Source organism: Streptomyces sp. NEAU-W12 (assembly GCF_026242095.1).
Classification (GTDB): Bacteria; Actinomycetota; Actinomycetes; order Streptomycetales; family Streptomycetaceae; genus Streptomyces.
Genome location: NZ_JAPJDM010000016.1, coordinates 134,797 through 154,755, shown reverse-complemented (window position 1 = coordinate 154,755; position 19,959 = coordinate 134,797). Strand labels below are relative to the sequence as shown.

Annotated in this window: 15 protein-coding genes; 4 read left to right on the top strand and 11 right to left on the bottom strand. The window is 68.2% G+C overall.

The features are described from left to right. Positions 1-131 precede the first annotated feature (131 nt). Both ORI94_RS35570 and ORI94_RS21385 read left to right on the top strand, forming a co-directional pair. Complete coding sequence (locus ORI94_RS35570) at positions 132-1,313, top strand: IS3 family transposase (RefSeq protein ID WP_416237863.1); 1,182 nt, start codon at positions 132-134, stop codon at positions 1,311-1,313. After that, on the top strand, positions 1,234-2,349 hold the full coding sequence (locus ORI94_RS21385; protein WP_266078112.1) for a hypothetical protein: 1,116 nt from the start codon (positions 1,234-1,236) through the stop codon (positions 2,347-2,349). Before ORI94_RS35570 ends, ORI94_RS21385 begins: the two co-directional genes overlap by 80 nt. Before the next feature lie 3 nt (positions 2,350-2,352). Here the strand turns inward: ORI94_RS21385 and ORI94_RS21380 are convergent, their stop codons facing one another. Continuing rightward, positions 2,353-3,330 (bottom strand): histidinol-phosphatase, encoded by a 978-nt coding sequence (locus tag ORI94_RS21380; protein WP_266078110.1) that lies wholly within the window; start codon positions 3,328-3,330, stop codon positions 2,353-2,355. Continuing rightward, entirely contained in the window at positions 3,290-3,676 is a 387-nt protein-coding gene (locus ORI94_RS21375) for a hypothetical protein (RefSeq protein WP_266078108.1), read from the bottom strand. The genes ORI94_RS21380 and ORI94_RS21375 overlap by 41 nt, the downstream gene beginning before the upstream one ends. Before the next feature lie 373 nt (positions 3,677-4,049). Between ORI94_RS21375 and ORI94_RS21370 the strand changes: the two genes are divergently transcribed. Then, positions 4,050-5,234, top strand: a complete 1,185-nt coding sequence (locus ORI94_RS21370) for a glycosyltransferase family 4 protein (protein ID WP_266078106.1) — start codon at positions 4,050-4,052, stop codon at positions 5,232-5,234. 18 nt (positions 5,235-5,252) lie between these two features. Here the strand turns inward: ORI94_RS21370 and ORI94_RS21365 are convergent, their stop codons facing one another. After that, positions 5,253-6,239, bottom strand: a complete 987-nt coding sequence (locus ORI94_RS21365) for an LLM class flavin-dependent oxidoreductase (RefSeq protein ID WP_266078104.1) — start codon at positions 6,237-6,239, stop codon at positions 5,253-5,255. Between the two features lie 196 nt (positions 6,240-6,435). Between ORI94_RS21365 and ORI94_RS21360 the strand changes: the two genes are divergently transcribed. After that, a complete protein-coding gene (locus ORI94_RS21360) occupies positions 6,436-7,338 on the top strand; it encodes a glycosyltransferase family 2 protein (RefSeq protein WP_266078102.1) in 903 nt (300 codons plus the stop codon). A gap of 212 nt (positions 7,339-7,550) precedes the next feature. On the opposite strand, the gene ORI94_RS21355 is transcribed toward ORI94_RS21360, so the two are convergent. From ORI94_RS21355 to ORI94_RS21320, 8 genes are all read right to left on the bottom strand, one after another. After that, positions 7,551-8,459: a fructosamine kinase family protein gene (locus ORI94_RS21355; protein WP_266078192.1), complete on the bottom strand. Its 909-nt coding sequence runs from the start codon at positions 8,457-8,459 to the stop codon at positions 7,551-7,553. A gap of 100 nt (positions 8,460-8,559) precedes the next feature. Beyond that, positions 8,560-10,404 carry an ABC transporter ATP-binding protein gene (locus ORI94_RS21350; RefSeq protein ID WP_266078100.1) on the bottom strand — a complete coding sequence of 615 codons (1,845 nt, stop codon included), beginning with the start codon at positions 10,402-10,404 and terminating at the stop codon, positions 8,560-8,562. Continuing rightward, the gene (locus tag ORI94_RS21345; protein WP_266078098.1) at positions 10,401-12,251 is read right to left on the bottom strand and encodes an ABC transporter ATP-binding protein; all 1,851 of its coding nucleotides are present in this window, start codon (positions 12,249-12,251) and stop codon (positions 10,401-10,403) included. The genes ORI94_RS21350 and ORI94_RS21345 overlap by 4 nt, the downstream gene beginning before the upstream one ends. A 188-nt stretch (positions 12,252-12,439) precedes the next feature. Then, a complete protein-coding gene (locus ORI94_RS21340; RefSeq protein WP_266078096.1) occupies positions 12,440-13,558 on the bottom strand; it encodes a Gfo/Idh/MocA family protein in 1,119 nt (372 codons plus the stop codon). A 135-nt stretch (positions 13,559-13,693) separates the two neighbouring features. Beyond that, positions 13,694-15,052, bottom strand: a complete 1,359-nt coding sequence (locus ORI94_RS21335) for a thymidine phosphorylase (RefSeq protein ID WP_266078093.1) — start codon at positions 15,050-15,052, stop codon at positions 13,694-13,696. A 203-nt stretch (positions 15,053-15,255) separates the two neighbouring features. After that, positions 15,256-16,524, bottom strand: coding sequence for a DegT/DnrJ/EryC1/StrS family aminotransferase (locus ORI94_RS21330; protein ID WP_266078190.1), 1,269 nt, complete (start codon positions 16,522-16,524; stop codon positions 15,256-15,258). Then, on the bottom strand, positions 16,469-17,635 hold the full coding sequence (locus tag ORI94_RS21325; RefSeq protein WP_266078091.1) for a Gfo/Idh/MocA family protein: 1,167 nt from the start codon (positions 17,633-17,635) through the stop codon (positions 16,469-16,471). The genes ORI94_RS21330 and ORI94_RS21325 overlap by 56 nt, the downstream gene beginning before the upstream one ends. An 802-nt stretch (positions 17,636-18,437) precedes the next feature. Next, on the bottom strand, positions 18,438-19,838 hold the full coding sequence (locus ORI94_RS21320; RefSeq protein ID WP_266078089.1) for a peptidase C39 family protein: 1,401 nt from the start codon (positions 19,836-19,838) through the stop codon (positions 18,438-18,440). Positions 19,839-19,959 lie beyond the last annotated feature (121 nt).

The following is a 19,959-nucleotide window of genomic DNA, read 5'->3' as shown; positions in this document are numbered from 1 at the left end:
CCCCCACGGCGCTGTCCACCTTGCCACCGTGAGCGCCTTTTGCGTCCGAGAGCTTGGTCACACGGTACGCACCGGGGCGGTGCGGCGGACCGTCCGGCGACCGTCGGACGGACGGCGGCGGTGACGCCGGCATGCCCCCTGGCGAGAAGGAAGAGCTCAAGCGCCTGCGGCGGGAGAAGGCCCGACCGAAGGAGGACAATGAGATCCTCCGGAAAGCCGCCGCCCTCTCTTGCACGGGAGACAACACGGTGATCCACTTCCGTTTCGTCGACGAGTACCGAAACGCCCACAAGGCGGAGCGGATGCGCAATGTTCTCGGCTGGGACCGCTCCGGCTCCCGCACCTGGCACCAGGACAAGGGCGCACGGCAGGGGAAGGCCGGAGAGGAAGAGAATCCGACCCGCCGCATCCGGGAGATCCACACTGCTTCGCATGGAGCCTGCGGCGCCCGGCGGATCACCCAGGAGCCGCGCGGCCCCGGATGCGTCGTGCACCGCAGAAGCGTCGCGCGGATCATGCGGGAGTATGAGATCACCGGGACAACGCGAAGGAGGTCACGGTCGCTGACGAAGCAGGACCGCACGGCGCCCCCCGCACCGGATCTCATTCAGCGGGACTTCACCGCGCCGGCACCGGGCCTGAAACCAGTCGGGGACATCACCTGTCTGCCGACTGCAGAGGCTTGGCTGTATCCGGCGACCGTGATCGACCTGTGCCCGCGGGAGGTTGTGAGCTGGTCGACGGCCGATCACCTGCGCACCGAGCTGGTCACGGACGCCGTCCGGATGGTCCATGCGGGCGGGCGTACGGCCGGCGACGCGATCTTTCGTCCGGATCGCGGCCCGCACTGCTTTTTCCACCGATTCCGGGGAATTATGGCCGAGTCGAACATGAGACAGAGCACCGGCCGAACCGGTTCACGCTTCGATGACGCCGCGGAGAGCTTCTACACCGCCCTGAGAGCAGAGATCGGCACGACGGTCCGGAAGGTCTTGGACGCAGGACCGGCAGGACGTTCCCCGGCGGATCGCGAAACGTTGCAACCGGGAGCGGATCCGCTCGACGATCGGCTGCACCACCCCGTACCGGGTGAGGCTCTGCCGCCATCAACGGCTTGGCCTTGCTGCATGAAACGGAAGTGCCGGGACCCGAGGGGTCACTTCGCTCTTCCACCACTACCCGTCGAAGGGATGCCGAGTGCCCGAGCAGCAAGGGCGGTTGTCCGTAGCCGTCATGACCCATCAGTTACGGCTGGAAATGGCCGAGGAGTTGCGGGACGGCCACCCTCATCTCGATATGCGCATCGCCTGTGACACCGGGCCTCACGGGGAACGCGGATCGCTGCGCGCCGCCCGGCTGGCATGGGCCGCAGCGGGGCCGGAAGCCACACATCACCTCGTCCTGCAGGACGACGTCCGTCTGACGAAGGATTTCCTGACCGCTGCCCAGTCGCTGATCGCGACCCGTCCGGACGGCGTGACCTCCCTCTTCGTCGAGTGGGGGGCCTGGACCGCCTCCGTCGCGCGGATCGCGGCGCTCACCGGCGCCGGCTGGGCCGAGGTCGTCGACAACTACGTTCCGACCCAGGCCGTCATCATGCCTGTGCGAATCGCCAAGGACGTCAGTGAGTACTTCGACGTCGCACTGCGCGGCGACGAACCCGACGATGTCGCACTGCGCGACTACCTCCGTTCGGCCGGGCTCACCCCGTACGTGTCCGTGCCCAATCTGGTCGAGCACAGGGATGTCTCCAGCCTGACCGGCAATCACCGCCATGGACTGCGCTGCGCCACCTGTTGGGCCTCCGCCGCTCCGCCGTCCGGAGTCGACCTGCGTCGGTCGGTCACCGGCATCGATACGGTCCCCGCCATGGCCTGGTGGGGAGAGCCAGGTGCCTACTTCCGCATACGTGATCCAGAGGCATCCGAGGGCTGGCGCAAAATACCGGCCCTGAAAGTCCTCGACGGCCTCGGCCTGTCCGAGCACGACGTCAGGCGACTCGGTCGGCATGCACTGCGTTCCGAGGAGAGCGCGGAGAGCGCCCGGGCACTGCTCGGCGAACACCTCCTGTTCGAACTGTGGCTCGCCTCCTTCAGTCTGGGTCTGCGCGCCGCCGACGTCGGCGCGGCCCTCACCTCCGAGGTTCCCACCGCGGCGGGAATCTCGACCCCCGCCGGCCGCCGCGCCCTTGCCACCATGGCGCTGGGTGCGGTGCGGAATCTCGTACCACGTCGCTTGTTCTCAACCGCTACCGCCGTACTGACGCCGATCGTGCGCGGTGCCGTCCGGCTCGGTCTGGATGTCCGGGGAGCGGACGGCACGGGTCACCTGTCCGGGACTACGACGTAGGCGTCACTGGCGTTCGTCCCCCGCCGGCGCCGCCGTCGGGGGTGGCCAGTCGTTGTCGTCGTCCGGATCGGGCAGGGCCACGAGTTCCCTCCCTCCCCCTGTCCGGAACCGGATTCGTTGGCTGTAGCCAGCGGATCGGGCATACCGGACGAGCGTCCGGTACTGATCGGCGGCTTGTTCCGGGTAGTGCGCGTCACTGGCCAGGGTGATGGGGATCGCCGCCTCGTGACACATCCGCAGCAGCGTCGACGCCGGATATGGTTCCAGTGCCTCGTAGCGCAGACCCGCGCTCGAAACCTCGAAGGCCACGCCGTGTCGCTGCGCCGCGTGGACCAGGCGGCGATACAGGTCGACAGGCTCCTCAGCGCAGCGATGACCGAACTTCTTCACCACGTCGGGATGGGCAAGCACCTGGACCATGCCCGATTCGGCCAGTTCGACGACGAGTTCGAAGTAGTCCTCATAGGATCGGCGCACGCCGCGGCGCTCGAATTCGGCCGTCATTCCGTCGTGGTCCACAGCCCATGCGCCGATCCAGTGCACAGACCCGATGAGGTAGTCGAACGGGAGGGAGGAAAGGATGTCGAGAATCTTCTCCATGCGTCCCGGCAGGAAGTCGACCTCCAGGCCGAGCAGCACCGGCAGTCCACGGTCCCTCGCGGCCAGTACGGCCTCTGTGTAGCGGTCGAGGCGGAGGTTCAGCTCGTCGTAGTAGTACCTGCGGGAGCGCTCGGTGAGCTCGGCCGATGAGCCGACGTTCCAGAATCCCGCGGCCACGCGCTTCAGATCGACGAAACGGTGCATGTGCTCGGTGAAACCCACCTCGGTGGCACCACGCGACAGTGCCCGCTCGACGTACGCGTCCACGTGCCCTTTCGGATACACACCTGGAGGCGGGCTGTCCGGGCGGGGCACGTGCGGGTGCAGATGAACGTGGTAGTCACCCACGCCGATCGTCCGTTCCCGAACCGGAACGCTCATCGGTGAACCGCTCCTCGTACCGCTTCAGTGTCGCGAAGAACTCCGCCTCGGAGTCCAGTCCCGCCGCGTCCGCGAAACTGAGCAGAGCGAACAACGCGTCACCGAATTCGGCCCGCACCCGGTCCGACGGTGGAGAGTCCGCGAGGCCGTTCGCGCCAGAGGGTGCGTAACGGCACTGCTTCAGATAGGCGCCGGCCAGTTCCCCCAACTCGGCACACGCGTCGAGCAGGGCGACATCCGCCGTGACACGCATGGCCGACCGTTGACGGAACGCCCCGGACATGTCCTGGCAGGTGGTGAGCGTTGCGGGGGCTGTGGCGCCGGTCGAGAGCGTGTCGTCGATCATCGGTGGTGACCTCGCCTTCGTGCTCGAAAGGGCTGGAAGGAGCTGCGGCACAAGCGCAGCGCGGTTCCTGCGACGCCGGTCGGGAGAGGAATGGTGATCGCCGAGGACACCGCCGACCGGCACGGCTCCCTCCACCATCAGTACCACGCCCCCCGCCGGCCTCGTGGCCCATTGGGTAAACCTGCGCAATGGCTTTCCCCGTCGGCCGGGTGAAGCGCATTCGAGAGTCTCCCCCGAATGAGGATATTGCGCTCATGTCGTTCATGGTCCGGGCCATGGCGCGACACTTCCGGAAAGGCTGGCGACCCGGAATAGGGCTCTACGGAGCAGGGCATGGATCGGTGCGGGACGACAGCAGCGGGACAGGAGTTGCATGAGACTGATGGTGATCGCTTCCAGTTTCCACCCGACGATCGGGGGTGCTGAGACCTATGCGCACGTGATATCAGAGGGACTTGCTGCTCGCGGCCACGACGTCACGCTGGTGACCGACGCTCCGAGAGGTGGACTCCCGGGGCAGGTTATCGACGGTGATCCGCGTGGCGTGACCGTGCGCAGGCTCTTCCGGTATCGCGAGCGACTCACCGACCCCAGCAAGGTTCTGTGGGAACAGATGGCCTTCGCGCTGGCGCCGGAAATCTCCGCGTGCGCAGAACAGTCACGTCCAGAACTGATCTTCACGAATACGCTCGATGCCGCCCTGGCCGGAAAATGGCTTGCCGTGGACAGAGGCATCCCATGGGTCGCGACCTTCCACGAGCACGAGCCGGAGGCACAGCCCCTGGGGCACGCGCGACTGCGGGTGGTGCACGAGATCTTACGTCCCTCACTCGTTCTGGCCTGCGCGCAGAACTACGCCGACCGCGCCCGTCGGCACGGATCGGCCGATGTCACCAGACTGATTCCTCATGGCGTGGACACTGCAAGGTTCCGCCCCGACCGGGACACGACGCGGGTACGCCGACGTTACGGTTACGCCGAGGACGATCTCGTCATCGCCTGCGCGGCTCAGCTCAAACCGCGGAAGGGCATCCTGGAGCTCATCCAGGCTTTCTCGGTGATCCACGCCCGCAGACCGCACACCAGGCTCCTTGTCGCGGGTGCCATCAGTTCGTCGTCGGGTGACTACCCCGAGAAGCTGCGGGCCGAGATAGCAAGGCACGGGCTCGATGACGTGGCGCGCATCGACAGCGAGGTGACGTTCGATCTGATGCCGGACGTGCTGGCCACGGCCGACATCGTCGCGCAGCCCAGCCTGGGGGAGGGCCTCAGCCTGGCCATGCTCGAGGCCATGAGTTCGGGCCGCCCGCTGCTCACCACCGACTTCCCCGGCATCGGTGAACTGGTGCGGGACCCCGGATCCGCCCTTCTCGTGCCGACCCCGGACCCCGGACACCTCGCCGACGCCCTGTGCACGCTTGTCTCCGACGACTCCATGCGCCGCCGCATGGGCGAACGGGCACGTGAGCAGGTGCTGGCGCACTTTTCGCTCCAGCGGATGGTCGGCCGGACGGAGGCGGCCCTGCTCTCCACGCTGGGCAGCGGCTCCCAGGACTGAGCAACCGCCGCCCGCCGGTCAGTTCCGCAGCCGGCGGGGCACCTCACTCAGCTGTTCCAGAGCCGAAGCACCGTCGACCGCTGCCACTTGGAGTGCCAGAACATCGGGCGCGATCCCGTCGACTATGGTCCGGCACAGTTCGACCACTTGAGCGACATCGCCGTAGCGGGGAAAGCGCCGGAGGACGCTTTCGCTCCCCATCGCGTCGGCGTCCTCGCGCAACCGGCGCGGACTGCCCTCCCACAGCCGCCGCGGGGTGCGCATACCCCGCCAGGGCCGGAGCGCCTCCCACGCCTCCTCGTCACTACGGGCGAAGACGAGGAAACAGGTGAGGACCACGCGGGGAGGCCGCCTGCCCGCTGCCTTCGCAGCCTTCCTGGCCACGTCGACGACTTCCCGCTCGGTGCGGGCCACGTCCTTGACCGACGTGATCACGCCGTCCGCCAGCCGTCCGGAAGCCTCGGCCGACCGCGGTCCGGACGCGGCCAGGTAGACCGGCATCGGCCAGGGACTCGGGCTGTGCAGCTTCATGGCCGACACCGGGTAGTGCGGCAGGTCGGAGCTCACTTCCTCTCCTTGGAGGAGCGGGCGAATCAGGCTCATGGCTTCGGTGGTGCGCTCCAGCCGCTCACGGTACGGCGGCAGGGGCCCCAGCAGGGGTTGCTCGTTGACCGCCTGCCCCATGCCGAGCCCCAGCTCGAACCGTCCTTCGGAAAGCCGGTTGACGGTTGCCGCCGCCTGTGCGACCAGCACCGGGTGCATCCGGAACAGCGGGCACACGGCCGCCGATATCAGCGCCGCGGTACGCGTGGACGCAGCCAGCGCACCCAGTGTCGCCCAACTGAACCCGGCCGCCCCGTCGACATCACTCCAGGGCTGGAGATGGTCGGACACGAGAAGCGCGTCGAACCCGGCCGATTCGGCCAGCAGCCCCTGCCGGATCAATGACTCGGGCTGCCATTCCTCGTGCGCCAGGAACCATCCAAAACGCGTCCTTGACCTCACACAGACTCCCTATAGTAAATGCAAGCGGTCATATTGATACCGGCCACCCTCTCCTCGGCAAGTGCCGGACGAGGCCGCCTGCAAACCTTGACAAGATGCCCGAACGGCTGGAGAGTAATTCGCGGTCGGCCCGGACAGGCCGACGTGGACACGATAGACCGAGTCAGGATGGGGCATGACTTTACGCTTCGTTTCCGTGGTGGGCGGCGACATCTCATTGCTTCCCTATTCTCTGGCTCATTACCGGGACATGGGAGTCGAGAGCTTCCATGTGATACGCCATGTCGAAAGCCGGGATGACCCGAGTCTGCTCCCCTCGACAGTGGTGATGCGAAACGCCGGGATCGATTTCGTCGACATCTGCGTCTCCCCCTGGCACGAGGACCTCAACGCCGCACTTATCCGGAAGGAGATGAGCGCTCACCCGGACGACTGGTGGATCGTCGCCGACCTGGATGAGTTCCACGTCTACGACAGGCCCGTGGCCGACGTCGTCGCATACTGTGAACAGCACGGGTTCGACTTCGTCGAAGGAGCCTTTCTCGACCGCGTCTCCGCCGAGGGGTGTCTCACCGGCCCGGCCCTTCCCGGACACACGCCGCTCTGGCGTCAGTACCCCCTGGCCGGTCTTCTCACCTTCCATCTGCTGGGCGGCAGGCCGACGAAGGTGACGCTCGCCCGGGGCTCGGTGGAGCTCGACCTCGGTCAGCACTACGCCTGGACCGGCAGAGGCGTCCCCGTGCGCGAGATCTACGCTCAGGTGCATCACTTCAAGTGGACGGCCTCCGCACGACGTCGCCTGGTCAGAAGAGTGGGCGCCTACTCGTCGGGCGAGTGGCGCCTGTTGCACCGTTCCATCGTCGAAGAGTCGCAGGCGTTCCTCGGCCATCTCGAAGAAAACGGCGGCAGGATCAACGTGGACGAGCCGTCCTTCCGCTTTTCGCGCTGTTCCCTCGACTACGCGGACCATCCGAGATGGAACGAGGTGGGGGCCATGCTCAGCAGCCGCTTCCGCGCATACGACGCGGCCCGGCAGGAGAAGCGCCGCTCCGCACTCCGGCCGGCGGCCGACGGCGCCGGAGAAGCAGCCGGCACCTGAGTGCCGTGCGGCCCTCTCCCTCCTGCCTTTTGGCGGTTCCGCAAAAGGGCCGCCGGTCTCCGGGCCCGGCATGACGGTGTCCCCCTGTCGGTCGATGGCCTGGGGGCACGAACCCCGGACCCCGCACCTCGCTCGACGAAAGACTCGGGGCTCCCACGCCCGGTCACGTTCACCCCGTGCACCGCCGGACGGCGTCCCCGAGCAAGGGCGTACTAGACCGGAACGCCCGATGCGCCCTGCGCCGTCCCGCCGCCGCGCCGGAACGGCGCGATGATCTTCCGTACGGCCTCGGCCGCGCCCCAGTCGTCGTCGTCGTGGGCGATGATGCTGAGAAGTTCCCGGAGATGCAGGAGCGGCATCCGCTCCTGCCATCCCTCCTGGAGCCCGGCGATGTCCTGGTACGCCGCAAAGAACCGCTCCGAGGCGGAGGCGCGCGGGGAACACCACAGCATGCTGAGGTCGGCCTCGGGCCAGCTGTAGGACACGGCGGGGTCGATGAGCACCGGGGCGCCGTCGCCGGTGGCGACGATGTTCTCCTGCCAGAGGTCGCCATGGGTCAGGCACGGGGGCTGGGGCGGAACCAGCTCGGGCAGGGCAGCGCACAGCCGTTCCAGAGCCCGGCGCTCCTCACGGTCGAACGCGGCCTCGACCAGCGGTTCGGGCAGCCACCGCAGAACGCGCCGTTCCGCGAAGAACACGTGCCCGTCCGTTTCCCAGGTGTTGTCCTGGCGCAGCCGGCCCAGCCAGCCGTCGCGGTGCCAGCCGAATCGGTCGGAGACGGTGGACATGTGCAGGGAGGCAACCATGTGAGCGAGTTGTTCCCAGAAGTTCTCGTCGTCCCGGCGTGGCTGCATTCTTTCGAGTACCAGCAGTTGCGGAGATGCGAACAACACGTCCGGCGTGTTCGCCCCGCCAGGATCACGAAGCTCGGACAGACCGGCCGATTCGACTGGGAATATGTCCAGATCCGGCCCGAGCAGTGTCTTCGCGAATAGCCGCGAGTCGTCCTGAAGAGTAACCAGACCCGCGATGGCGACCACCCCTCCGGTGGCCCTTTCCACATGTTTCGCGGCGTACCCCGCTTCACGTAGCCGATCGGCAAGTAATTCCTCGTGTGACATTCGGAAATCAAAGCATGTTTCCCGTTCACGCACCAGAGTCGGTCAATGCGGAGTGCGCGCGGTGATTGCCGCATCAGCCGAGTGCCCGGTCCCGCGAGGGTCAGCGGTAGGCGCGGGCCTGCAGCGTGTACAGCTCCGCGTACAGGCCTTCGCGACCGACCAGGGCGGCGTGGGACCCGGCCTCCACGACCCGGCCGTCCTCGATGACGACGATGAGGTCGGCCATCCTGACCGTCGAGAAACGGTGCGAAACCAGCAGCGTGATCCCGCCGTCGGACGCCGACCTCTCAGCCTGCGCCGCATAGCGTTCGAAGAGAGCGTGCTCCGTCTCGGCGTCGAGGGCCGAGGTCGGTTCGTCGAGCACGAGCAGCGCAGGCTGCTCGCGCATGAACGCCCGTCCGAGAGCCAGCTTCTGCCACTGGCCGCCGGAAAGCTCCACCCCGTCCGCGTAGCTCTTGCCGAGCTGGGTGGCGAGACCGTCCGGCAAAGGGTCGAGCACGTCGGACGCCCGCGCCCGGTCCAGAGCGGTCAACACGGCCTCCTCCACGTGCTCACGTGGGAGATCTCCCACGCCGACGGTCCGTCCGACTGCGAACTCCCATCTGACGAAGTCCTGGAATCCAGCAGCTGTCCGAGCGCGCCAGGCCTCGGGCGGGATGCGTCTGAGATCGGTGCCGTCGACGAGGATCTCGCCGGCGGTGGGCTGGTAGAGCCCGCATACCAGCTTGACGAGCGTCGACTTGCCCGCCCCGTTCTCACCGACGACGGCGACGACGGCACCGGCTGGGAGATGGAGGTTCACGTCGCGCAGCGAGGGTGTCACGCTGCCGGGGTAGACGAACGAGAGCCCGCGCAGCGTGATGCCGTTCCGGACAGGCACGGGCACGACCGCGTCACGGGACATGGTGGGGACCCGGGGCCTGCCGGACCCGGCCGACGGGGTGTACACCGATGGCGTGCCGGCGTCCACCGCAGTCGGGTCGAGAGCCTGTCGCAGTTCGCGAAATCGCCGGTCGACGCCCGTCAGGCGCTGCAGGTCGGGCACCAGGTTGACGGTCTGCACCACCTGGGTGTTGGTCTGTGCGGCGAGCACGACGATCAGCACCACATCGCCGACCGTGTGCCGGCCGGTGGCCGCCTCGTGCAGCATCAGCAGCACCGCCCCCAGGTAAGCGGCGGCGAACACCAGCTGGCTCAGGGCTCGTAACACGGCGGCCCGGCGCTGTGCCCGTCCCAGGATGTCACTCGTCCGCTCCCACAGGACGGCGTGGCTGGTCCGCACCTCGCTCTCGAGCTGGAATGTCTGCAGTTCCTTGGCCGAGGCGGTGTCGGTGGCCTGGCGAACCAGGTTGAGGGCACGCCGGGTCGGCTCGGCCGTGGCACTCCTGGCCGCGTCCACGAGCCGTTCCGCTCGGCGTCCGGCCAGCAGCGGCACCATCGCGGCCAGCGGCAGCAGGAGCAGCACCGGATGCACCAGGGCCAGCACCAGAGCGGTCAGCAGCATTCCGGCACCGAGGCCGGCGAGGGTCAGCAGTGCCTGGAGGGTGTTACGGGTCTGGAGGACCTCGCGCTCCAGGACGGTGAACTCATCGGCGCGTTGCGCGTTTTCGTGGCCGTCGAGACCGGAGGTCCCGTTGGCGAGGCTGATCAACTCGTCGCCGTAGTACATCGTGTTCAGCTCGGCGAGTTCGAAGTACGCGATGTGCGCGAAGTGTTCGCAAGTCAGCGCCGCGATCACCATCACGGCGACCACGACGCCCGCGACCACCGCGTCGCCGGTCGCACCCTTGTGTGCCGCGTCGAATAGTTGGCGCAGGCCGACCCCGATCAGCGGCGCCGCGGTGCCACCGGCCACCATCAGCCCGAGCGCTGTCGCGGTCTTGCGGCCGCTCTGACGCCGGCACATGGCCAGCAGACCCGTGGCGGCTCTGACGAGACTGCTCATATGTGAGCTCCGGGTATGTCCGGTGAAGGGCGGTCCTCGGCGAAGCGGTACGCCTGGAGCCGGAACAAGCGGGCGTACTCACCGTTGTTGTGGAGCAGTTCGTCGTGCGTGCCCTCCTCGCTCACTTGCCCGTGCGCCAGGACGACGATGTGGTCGGCGTGCCGCACAGTGGAGAAGCGGTGCGAGATCAGCACGGTGGTCGCATCGCCCCGTACGAACTCCTGGAAGAACCGTGCCTCGGCACGCACGTCGAGACTGGCGGTCGGCTCGTCGAGCACCAGCACCCCACCGCCGTGCCGGAGCCGGAACAGTGCGCGGGCGAGCGCCACCCGCTGCCATTGCCCGCCGGACAGGTCTGCACCGCCGGACAGGTGTTTGGCCAGCGGGGTCTCGAAGCCGCCGGGCAGTGCGTCGAGGGCGTCGGCGACCCCTGCGTCCCTCGCTGCCGCACGGATTTCCTCCCGGGCGGCAGCGGCGCCCTTGCGCTGGATGTCGCCGTAGCCCACGTTGTCGAAGGCACTGGCTTCGTACCGGTTGAAGTCCTGGAAGACGACAGCGACGCGAGCCCGCCAAGCTGCCACCGGGTAAGAGGCAAGGGGCCTGCCGTCCACGGTGATCAGGCCCTCGTCAGGTTCGCACAGCCGTGTGAGCAGCTTGACCAGCGTAGTCTTTCCCGCACCGTTGACCCCCACGATCGCCGTGCACCTTCCGGCGACGATCCGCAGATCGAGGCCGTCGAAGACCCGCTGCTCCCGGTTTGGATAGCTGAAGGACACCTTGGAGAACCTGATCTCCCCGAGCGGCGCGGAGGCGAGCGTCTCCGTTCTCCCCGGTCCGTCGGCCCACGCCGCTTCGCGGGCCGCGAAGCGCTCCACACCCTGCTCGAATGCCGTCAGTGCACGGTGGGCGCCCATACCGAGGATCATCTGCATGTCGGACTCGGGGGCGAACCCGCCGAGCCGGATGCCGACAAGCACGGCCTGGGTGGTCAGGGCCAGAGCGGTGAGCGAGATGTTCCCTGCTCCGGCCGCTGCCACCGCGGCCAATACCGCCGCCGTGACCACCAGACCGAATGCCGTGTATCCGAGATACGGCCACAGCAGCAGTCGGCGACGCTCCGCCCACGCCGGCACCATCCACGCCAGCGACGCCCGGCGATGGCGGTCGCGCAGCCAGTCGGCCATGCCGAAGATCCGGATCTCCTTGCCCGCCTCGGCACGTGTGGCCAGGTCCCGCAGATAGCGTTCCTCTCGTCGAAGCCCGGCCAGGGCCGCCCAGCTCTCCGTGTGCTTGCGCAAGCCACTGTGCAGCCCATGGCGGAGCGCCTGAACGGCGACCAGGAGCCCGAGCGCCGCCGGCCAGGAGAAGCAGAACCCGATGACCACGACGCAGCCTGCCAGCTGAACACCACGAAGGAGCAGGTGCAACAGACCGGCGCATGCCTTGCCGGGGCTGTCCGCTCCGGACTCCAGCCCGCGCCGTGCCTCGCTGAGGTGGGCGAGCAGCCGTTGGTCCTCCAGCGGGCCGATGCCCGGGCCTTGCAGGGACGCGGTGATGAGACGGTCGTAGAGCCGCCCGTCGATGCGCCTGGCGACCAGTTCGCCGAGCACTTCCTGGAACGGGGCCATCACCTGCTGCAGGGCAAACGCGGCGGATGCCACGACGAACACGGCCATGACCGCCGACCACTGCGCCGAGCCGGTGCCGGCGGCCAGAGCATCGGGAATCCGCCCCATCATGAGGCTGCTGCTGACCACGAAGACCACGGGCAGTGCGCCGAGCAGCACGTTGCACGCGAGCGTCGCCAGCACCGGGCCCGGACCGGCCTGGGGCAAGAGCCCCGCCATCAGCCGTAGCCGGACCCAGGACTCATGGACTGCGGTGCGAGCAGGACCGGTCAGGGTCCGCCGGCCCATAGGACATCCCCTCTCGAGCGCCCTGTCGGTCGTTGCGGCCTGCTCACCGCGCTTCAGCCGCCTCACGGGCTGATCAAGGTCGCCGGCCCTCCCCGGTACCGGCGTACGCGAAGAGGGCTTCAGCTTGCCCACGGGAGCGGCTCCGGTTGGTCGAACTCCGAGGCGATCGCGGTGACCCCGGTGGTCGAGGTCATCGCGAGGGTGACCTCGAGCACGTGCAGGGCATGGCGGGCGGACAGCCGTGGAACCCGTTGCCCTCCGACGGCGGCGGCCAGCTCGGCTATGCCACGCGGGAAGTCCATCCGGTGGTTGGCGAGGTAGCGCTCGTGGTGGAGGTAGGGCCGCGCGTGCTCCACCTCGCGCGCCTCACGCAGGTAGTCCGACCTACGGCCGGCGATCGTCCGCACGGTGACCGGGGAACCGAAGTCCCAGCAGTTGTCCAGACGCAGTACGCCACCGTCGCCGACGACGGTCAGCGACCGGTCGGGCGGTGCAACGACGCTGCACGTCAGACGGGTCAGAGTGCCCCCCTCGAACGACAGCGAGGCCGTCACGAAGTCGGGGCCGACCACACCCGTCTCTCCCGGCGGGAACTTGTCCGGCATGAGCGTCGCATGGTCGGCGACGACCTGGCGCACCGGTCCGAGCATGGCGGTCAGGGGTGCCAGGTGGTAGGCCGCATGCTCGACGGTGCAGCCCGCTCCGAATTCCTCCCGGTAGGGCCAAGGACTGCCCGTCGTGTTGTGCCAGTCCTGGTAGCCCATCAGATGAACCGCACCGTCGTCGAGTTCGGCGTGCACGAGACGGGGGACGCCGATCGTGCCGTTCCTGACCTCCCGCCACAGGGTCTGGAACGCCTCCCCCAGGATGTTCGCCGGGGCGCACGCCACCAGCAGGTCCCGGCGTTCGGCTTCCGCGACGATCCGCTTCCCGTCCGCGATGCTGGTGGCCAGGGGCTTCTCCGAGTACACGTGTCTGCCTGCGGCCAGGGCGGTCAGCGTCACCTCGGCGTGGCTGCTCGGGTTCGTCAGGTTGACGACGATGTGCACGCGATCGTCGGACAGCAGGTCCGACAGCGTCTCGTAGACCTCGACTCCCTGGTGCTCGCCGACCGCGGCGGAACGGCCCGCGATCCGGTCGTGCACTCCGGTAAGCACGAGCTCGGGGTGATCGGTCAGCTTACGCAGATAGAAGTCCGACACGAAGCCGCAGCCGACGATCGCGACGCCCGTACGCACAGGGCTCACCGGACGCCCTGGGAGACGACGCGGGCGAAAGGGCCGGCGGTCACCGGCTCGGCCGGGAACATGCCGCAGCAAGCCTGCCGCCGCGTGAGGATGCCCGGCCTTTCCGGACCTGTTGTCACAAACATGTCATGCTCCCCGGGGGTCGAAGACCTGCTGGACGGCCGACGGCGCGGTGACCGCCCGGTCTCCGAGGCGGAACGCCGACTCCACGAGTGACCGCGCGGTGTCGGCGTCCCCTCGGTCGTAGAACAGTTCCGCGAGGACATCGCCCTTGTCGACGTGGTCGCCGACCCGGTGCCGTAGCAGGATGCCGGCGCCGTAGTCCAGTGGTGCGTCGTACGTCAGGCGTCCGGCCCCGACCAGAAGGCCGGCTTTGCCCACAACGCGCGGGTCGATCCCGGTCACCCAGCCGGATTCGGCCGCCTTGACGACATACCGGTTCGAGGCGGTGGGAAACCGCTCCGCTTCGAGAGCGGCGGCGGCGGCTCCCTGCGCGACGGCCCACCGCACGAACATCTCGTACGCGGAACCGTCGTCGAGGACCCGGTCGATCTTGGCCATTGCCTGCTCATCGGTGAGCAGGGGGTCCACACTCTGCAGCATCTGGCGGCAGACCGTCACACACAGGTCCCACAGCCCGGGTGTCCGTTCCCCACGGAGCACCGCCAGGGCCTGCCGGATCTCCAGGGCGTTGCCCACCGAGGGGCCCAGCGGCTGGCTCATGTCGCTCAGCACGGCCCTCGCGCTGAGACCGAACACCCGGGCCAGGTCGAGCATCGTCTGGATGAGCTCCACCGCACGGTGCCGTTCCCGGATCAGTGCTCCGGAACCGGTCTTCACGTCAAGGACGAGCCCGTCAGCCTGTACGGCGAACTTCTTGCTGATGATGCTGGCGGCGATCAGCGGGATGCTCTCCACTGTGCCGGTGACGTCACGCAGCGCGTACGTGGCGCCGTCCCCCGGAGTCAGATCGGTGCTCTGGCCGGTGATGACCATGCCGACCGACTTGAGCACCGGCACGATTTCCTCGACCGGGAGCGAGGTCCTGAGACCCTTGATCGACTCGAGCTTGTCGAGCGTGCCTCCCGTGAAACCGAGGGCCCGTCCCGTCATCTTCGCCACCGGTGCACCGCACGCCGCAACCACCGGCACCACGATCAGGGTGGTGGTGTCACCCACACCGCCGGTGCTGTGTTTGTCGACCACCGCGCCGTCCACCCGGCTCAGGTCCAGATGCCCCCCGTCCATGGCATAGGCACGGGTCAGAGCCACCAGTTCCCCGGTGGACAGGCCTGTGCAGGCGATCGTCGCCAGCCAGGCCGCCATCTGGTAGTCCGGGATGCGGTCGTGGACGAAGTCGGCGACGACGCCCGCGATCTCCTCGGCGTCGAGGACCTCGCCCGCACGCTTGCGGGTGGTCGAATCGACGACACGGGCGGAGGCCACCGTGTTCCTGGCCTCCCCCGGAGACGAGGTGGTGCTCATGCTCTCTCCTTCCGCGCTCTTCCCACCGATTCGGCAGACGAGCGCCGGTGACCTCTGTCGATCGCACGGGCGAGGCCGGCACCGCCCGGTTCATCGAGCGTGCGTTCAGCCGCTTCTGGTCTCCTTGGCATGCTGCCGGGCGGGTCGGCCACGCGCCCACGCCGAGGGCCCGGGGTCATCCGCCTGCCGGGTCTTGGCTCGCCTCACCCGGCCTCGCCGGACAGTCCACCGGTGGCGGCTCTCAGGCGCCCGGCGGAACCGGACGCGTAGTCGCCGACCTTTTCGGCAACAGCTTTCACAGCCGCGAGGTACTGGGCGTCCTCCTGCTCGAAACCCGCCGGGGCACAGGGCACCGAGATCTTGAATGTGCGTGCCGCGAGCCGGTCGGCGACCGGGAACCCGGCGCGGATGCAGGACCCGTCGTAGGTGGTCACGGGAGAGATCGGGTTCTGGAACAGATGCAGGGTGTGCAGCGGCGAGGTGGCCTTGGGGACGTCGATGTCCTCGAGCCCCTCGGCATTGCACGCCTTCACCAGCCAGTCCCTGCCGCCCTGGACGCGGTCCGGATCGACTTCGAGGAGAAGGGCGTAATGAGCCGATATCCGCTCGCTCGTCGACAGTGTGAGGGGCGTGATCCCCTCGATCCGCGAGAACAGCCGCGCGATCTCCTCGGCGAAGTCCTGTTTGCCCTTGACCCAGGACGCCAGCTCGGCGACCTGGCCGACGGCGAAGGCGATCCCCAGCGGATGCGCCCGGTACTTCAGGCCGAGGCCTGTGACGGAGTACGCGTAGAGCGGACCCTCCGGGTCCATCTCCTTCATGGCCCGCTTGTTGAAGTGGCCGAGAAGCTGGGCCCGGTCGTAGACCTCACGGCTGCGCGTGGTCATCACGCCGCCCTCTCCCGCGGCGATGAGCTTCTGGGTCTGCATGCTCCAGGCAGCGGCGGCGCCGAACGTACCGACCGGACGCCCGCGGTAGGTCGCGCCATGTGCGTGGGAGCAGTCCTCGATCAGGTCGAGCCCGTACTTCTCGGCGAAGGCCACGACGGCGTCCATGTCACACGGCAGGCCCCACATGTGCGTGATGACGATCGCCTTCGTGCGCCGGGTGACCAACGCCGACGCCGCCTCGGTGTCGAACGAACCGTCAGGCAGGCAGTCGACCAGCACGGGCAACGCCCCCAGTTGGAACACCGGGGCCGCAGTGGCGAAGAAGGTGTAGGCCGGGCACAGGACCTCGTCACCGGGCCCGAGGCCGATGCCGTAGAAGGCGGAATGGAGCGCCGCGGTACCGGAATTGGTCACCAGACTGTACGGAGTTCCCTGAGCCGCAGACCACGCGTCCTCGAACTCCGCGACCACCCCTGACCGGTCGTAGATGGAAAGCTTGCCGCTTTCCAATTGACGGCCGACGCGCTCAGACCATTCCGATCGCCGCTTCGGCCATGGATAAACCGTCGCCCGATTCAGCATCGGCCGCCCCCCGTGGATGGCCAGATCCGACACAGACACCACGCGTCTCCTCAAACAGCGGCTTCACGGAATCCTGTTGGGCAATGGAGCGATAGAGCGATTCGATTGTGGCGGTCACCTGCACTCCGTCGAGGATCTCCTGCCGAGTGACCTCCGGACGGGAGAAGTTCTCGAGCGCGTCCACCAGCACTCCGGATGTCGAGTTCCAGGAAGGCTCACCGGCGAACCGCTCGACCAAGTCGTTCGAGCGGTCGAACCGTTCAAGGGAATCCCGAGTGAGCGTGATGTGCCCGCCGGAACCGTAGATCCTTATCAGCTCTTCCTTGCTGGCTTCACAGAGCGAGAGCCTCAGCGTTCCGGCAACTCCGTTCGGATACGACAGGTTCGACAGCACGGTCTCTTCCACGTCGTATGCGGCTGTCGGGATCAGCTTGGGCGCCGCACTCGCGTAGACGAGTGAAGGCATACCGAAGAACCAGTGGAGCAGGTCGATGGTGTGGTAGCCCATGTCGTTGATCGCACCGCCGCCGGAGGTCTTCGAGCTGGCGCGCCATCCGGCCTGGTAGGCATCGGTACTGAGCTGATAGGTCGCCTCGAAGTGTCGGACCTCGCCGATCTCCTGCAGCACGGCCTTCGCGCGTACGTACAGCGGATGGTAGCGGCGCTGCACACAGAGACGCATATGGCCGTCGTATTCCTTGACGGCTTCCGCGAGTTCGTAGGCGTGCGCCAGCGACAAGGCGAAAGGCTTCTCTTTGACGACGGGAATCCCGCGCCGGAACAGTTCCTTGGAGATGTCGTTATGCGTGTGATGCGGTGTGGCGACGATTGCGAGGTCCGGACGCACCGCGTCCAATAACGATATGTGATCCGTGAAAAAATGTGGACGCATACCACTGCCGCATCGTTTCAGCGCACCGGTCAACCGTGCTTCTGCGGCCGGATCCACGTCACACGCGGCGACCAGATCAATACGGCTGGATAAATCAACGAGAGCGGGCACGTATTTTTTTAACGTCCTGCGGCCGACACCGATCACCGCACAGCGCATCGCAGACGAGCCTTGCAAGGGACCAACCCCTTCGGTCAGCTTCGCGAGTTCGTTGCACAACTTGCAGTCTCAGAACGCAAACCGTAAAGGAGCTTAACCCTGAGGTTGCCCGGGTACAAGCAGCCGGGTGCCCCGACCGACCCCGGAGAGCGGGTCGCCACGGCCACAGGGCGGCCCGGGCGAAGCCGTCGCCACTGCACACGCCCCTGGGGGACGGGCGGCAACATGGACATCCCGTTCGTCCTGCACGGCCAGTTGGCCTCGTCGTTTCGGTTGGGGTGATGAGGCGTCGTCGTTCGTCTGCTGCCGGGTGTGCGGCGTGATCTCGCTGCTCGGGCATGGTGAAGTCCCGGCGCGGGACCGGGTTCTCCAAGGCCTTTCGGACCGGGGCGGTCAGGGACTCGCTGGTCGGCCCGCGGGACGGGACAGCGCGGCAAGGCGGTGGAAAGCCCTGGCCGGCTGGTGTCTCCAGGGCCAGGTCGCCGATATCCGCAAGCGCAGACGCCGGCCGCCGCGGGGGAGGAGAGCGGCGACGTGCGGCAGTCGGCAGCGGAACTTCTTCGGCTCGGCGATGGCCGGTTCCCCGTCCGGCAGCAGGACGCGCGTCCGGTCCAGCAGGTCGATCGCCGTGGGACCGGTTCGACCCGGAGGGCGTTGACACCGAAGTCGCGTGAGGGAAAGCGGCCGAACCCGGTGGCCCTGCCGCACCGGGTCGGTCCTCGGCAGCAACCACACCCGACCGAGACGGTGAGGCCGGGACATCGCCCGATCAAGGCCACGGTGGAGCGCTACGGCCACCTCGCCCAGGACGGCCGGGAGCGCTGCCGCCAGGTGGTGGGTGCGGCCGTGAGACCCCACATGGTCAGATCAGCCCGAACGACCGCAGAACGCGGCGCTGAGCCGGTGTTGAGTTGACGGGCCAGTAGAGGTAGCAGACCCCGCCGGTACCGCCCCTGACCTGCCCGTTCACATCGTGACGCTTGGTCCGGAGCCAGATGTTCTCCCATTCACGGCGCCGGTAGACGCGCCGGACGGACTCGTTGTCCGGGGAGGCGGGGTCGTTGGCGATGACGTCTCCGTCGGGCGTGAAGCCGATCACGGTCATCAGATGTCCGGCGGTGCCGTACCCCGCTCCGGTCAGTTCCTCCTCGATGAAGGACTGGGACGTGATGACCGGGATGCCCGCCGCGATCAGCGTCTCCAGGTCGGTCAGCGATCCGAGCCGGGTGACGACGCCCTGAAGTCCCTCGAAGGTGGCCGCGTAGGCGGCGTTGAAAGGCCAGTTGCCGCAGCCCTCGTACTGGTGGTCGTAGGTGTGGCGGGCCGCGTGGCACACCTGCGGGTCGGCGTAGGAAGGGTCGACCCAGGACAGCTGCTCCTCGGTGAGCCGGCCACCCCAGTACTCGACGACCATCTGCGAGGAGGTCGGACTGCACCAGGCCTCGCCGCCGTTGTCGTACTCCGGGTACTGGCCCTTGTGGATCTCCTGCGAGTAGCGCGGGACGATCAGTTCCCGGGCCGCGCCCGGCGTGGACGCCGGGACGGTGAAGCGGTCGGGCACGTCGGAGCCCATCGCGCCGATCCGCCACACGGTCGGGGTGAGTTCCGTGCCGGGACGGCGGTGGAGGGTCAGCCGCAGCCGGTACGAGACCAGGCGCAGGCCCGAGGCCGCGTCGTCGACGGCGAGGGTGTCGGTCCAGACCGTGCTCCGGCCGTCGCTCTGGCCGTCCACCGAGGTGCGGAGGATGTCCTGGTCGCCGGCCGCCCAACGGCCCATCACGTACCAGGGCGTGTCGGTGCCGTCCGTGTACGTGCCCCGCAGCTCGGCCTGGATCCAGGTGCCGTCGGGGGTGCGCGCATTCCAGGAGACGACGACCTCCGTCGCCGGCACGGTGAGCCGGTGGACGGGGGAGGTCCAGGTCGCGTACTCCCAGGCGGCGGTCCGGCCGGTGTGCGGATCGGTGTGGTCGGTGGTGCCGGCCGCCGTCGCGATCACCAGGCCGGGGCGGACGCCCGCGACGGCACGGGTGCCCTCGGCGCCACCGGTGCGCCAGTCGCTGTACGAGGTCCAGGCCCGGTTGTCGACGTGGCGGGCCGCGGCCGCGCCGGGGTCCGTGGGGGCGCCTGCCGGGCCGGCGGGCCGGCCGGGCGCGGGGCGGGCGGACGCGGGGCGGGCGGACGCCGGGCCCGCGCTCGACACGACGGCGGCGACGACCGCTGCGGACAGGAGGGTTCTGCGGGAAGGCTGTTCGGCTCTGCTCATGGGTGAAGGGCCTCCAGGTGTCGGAGTCGGGCTCGGGGTCGGTGCGGGTCCGGTGCCCGGCGGGCCGGGCTGACCGCGTCCACCGGGTGGAGCGACGTCCGCCCACTATGGACGCACCGGG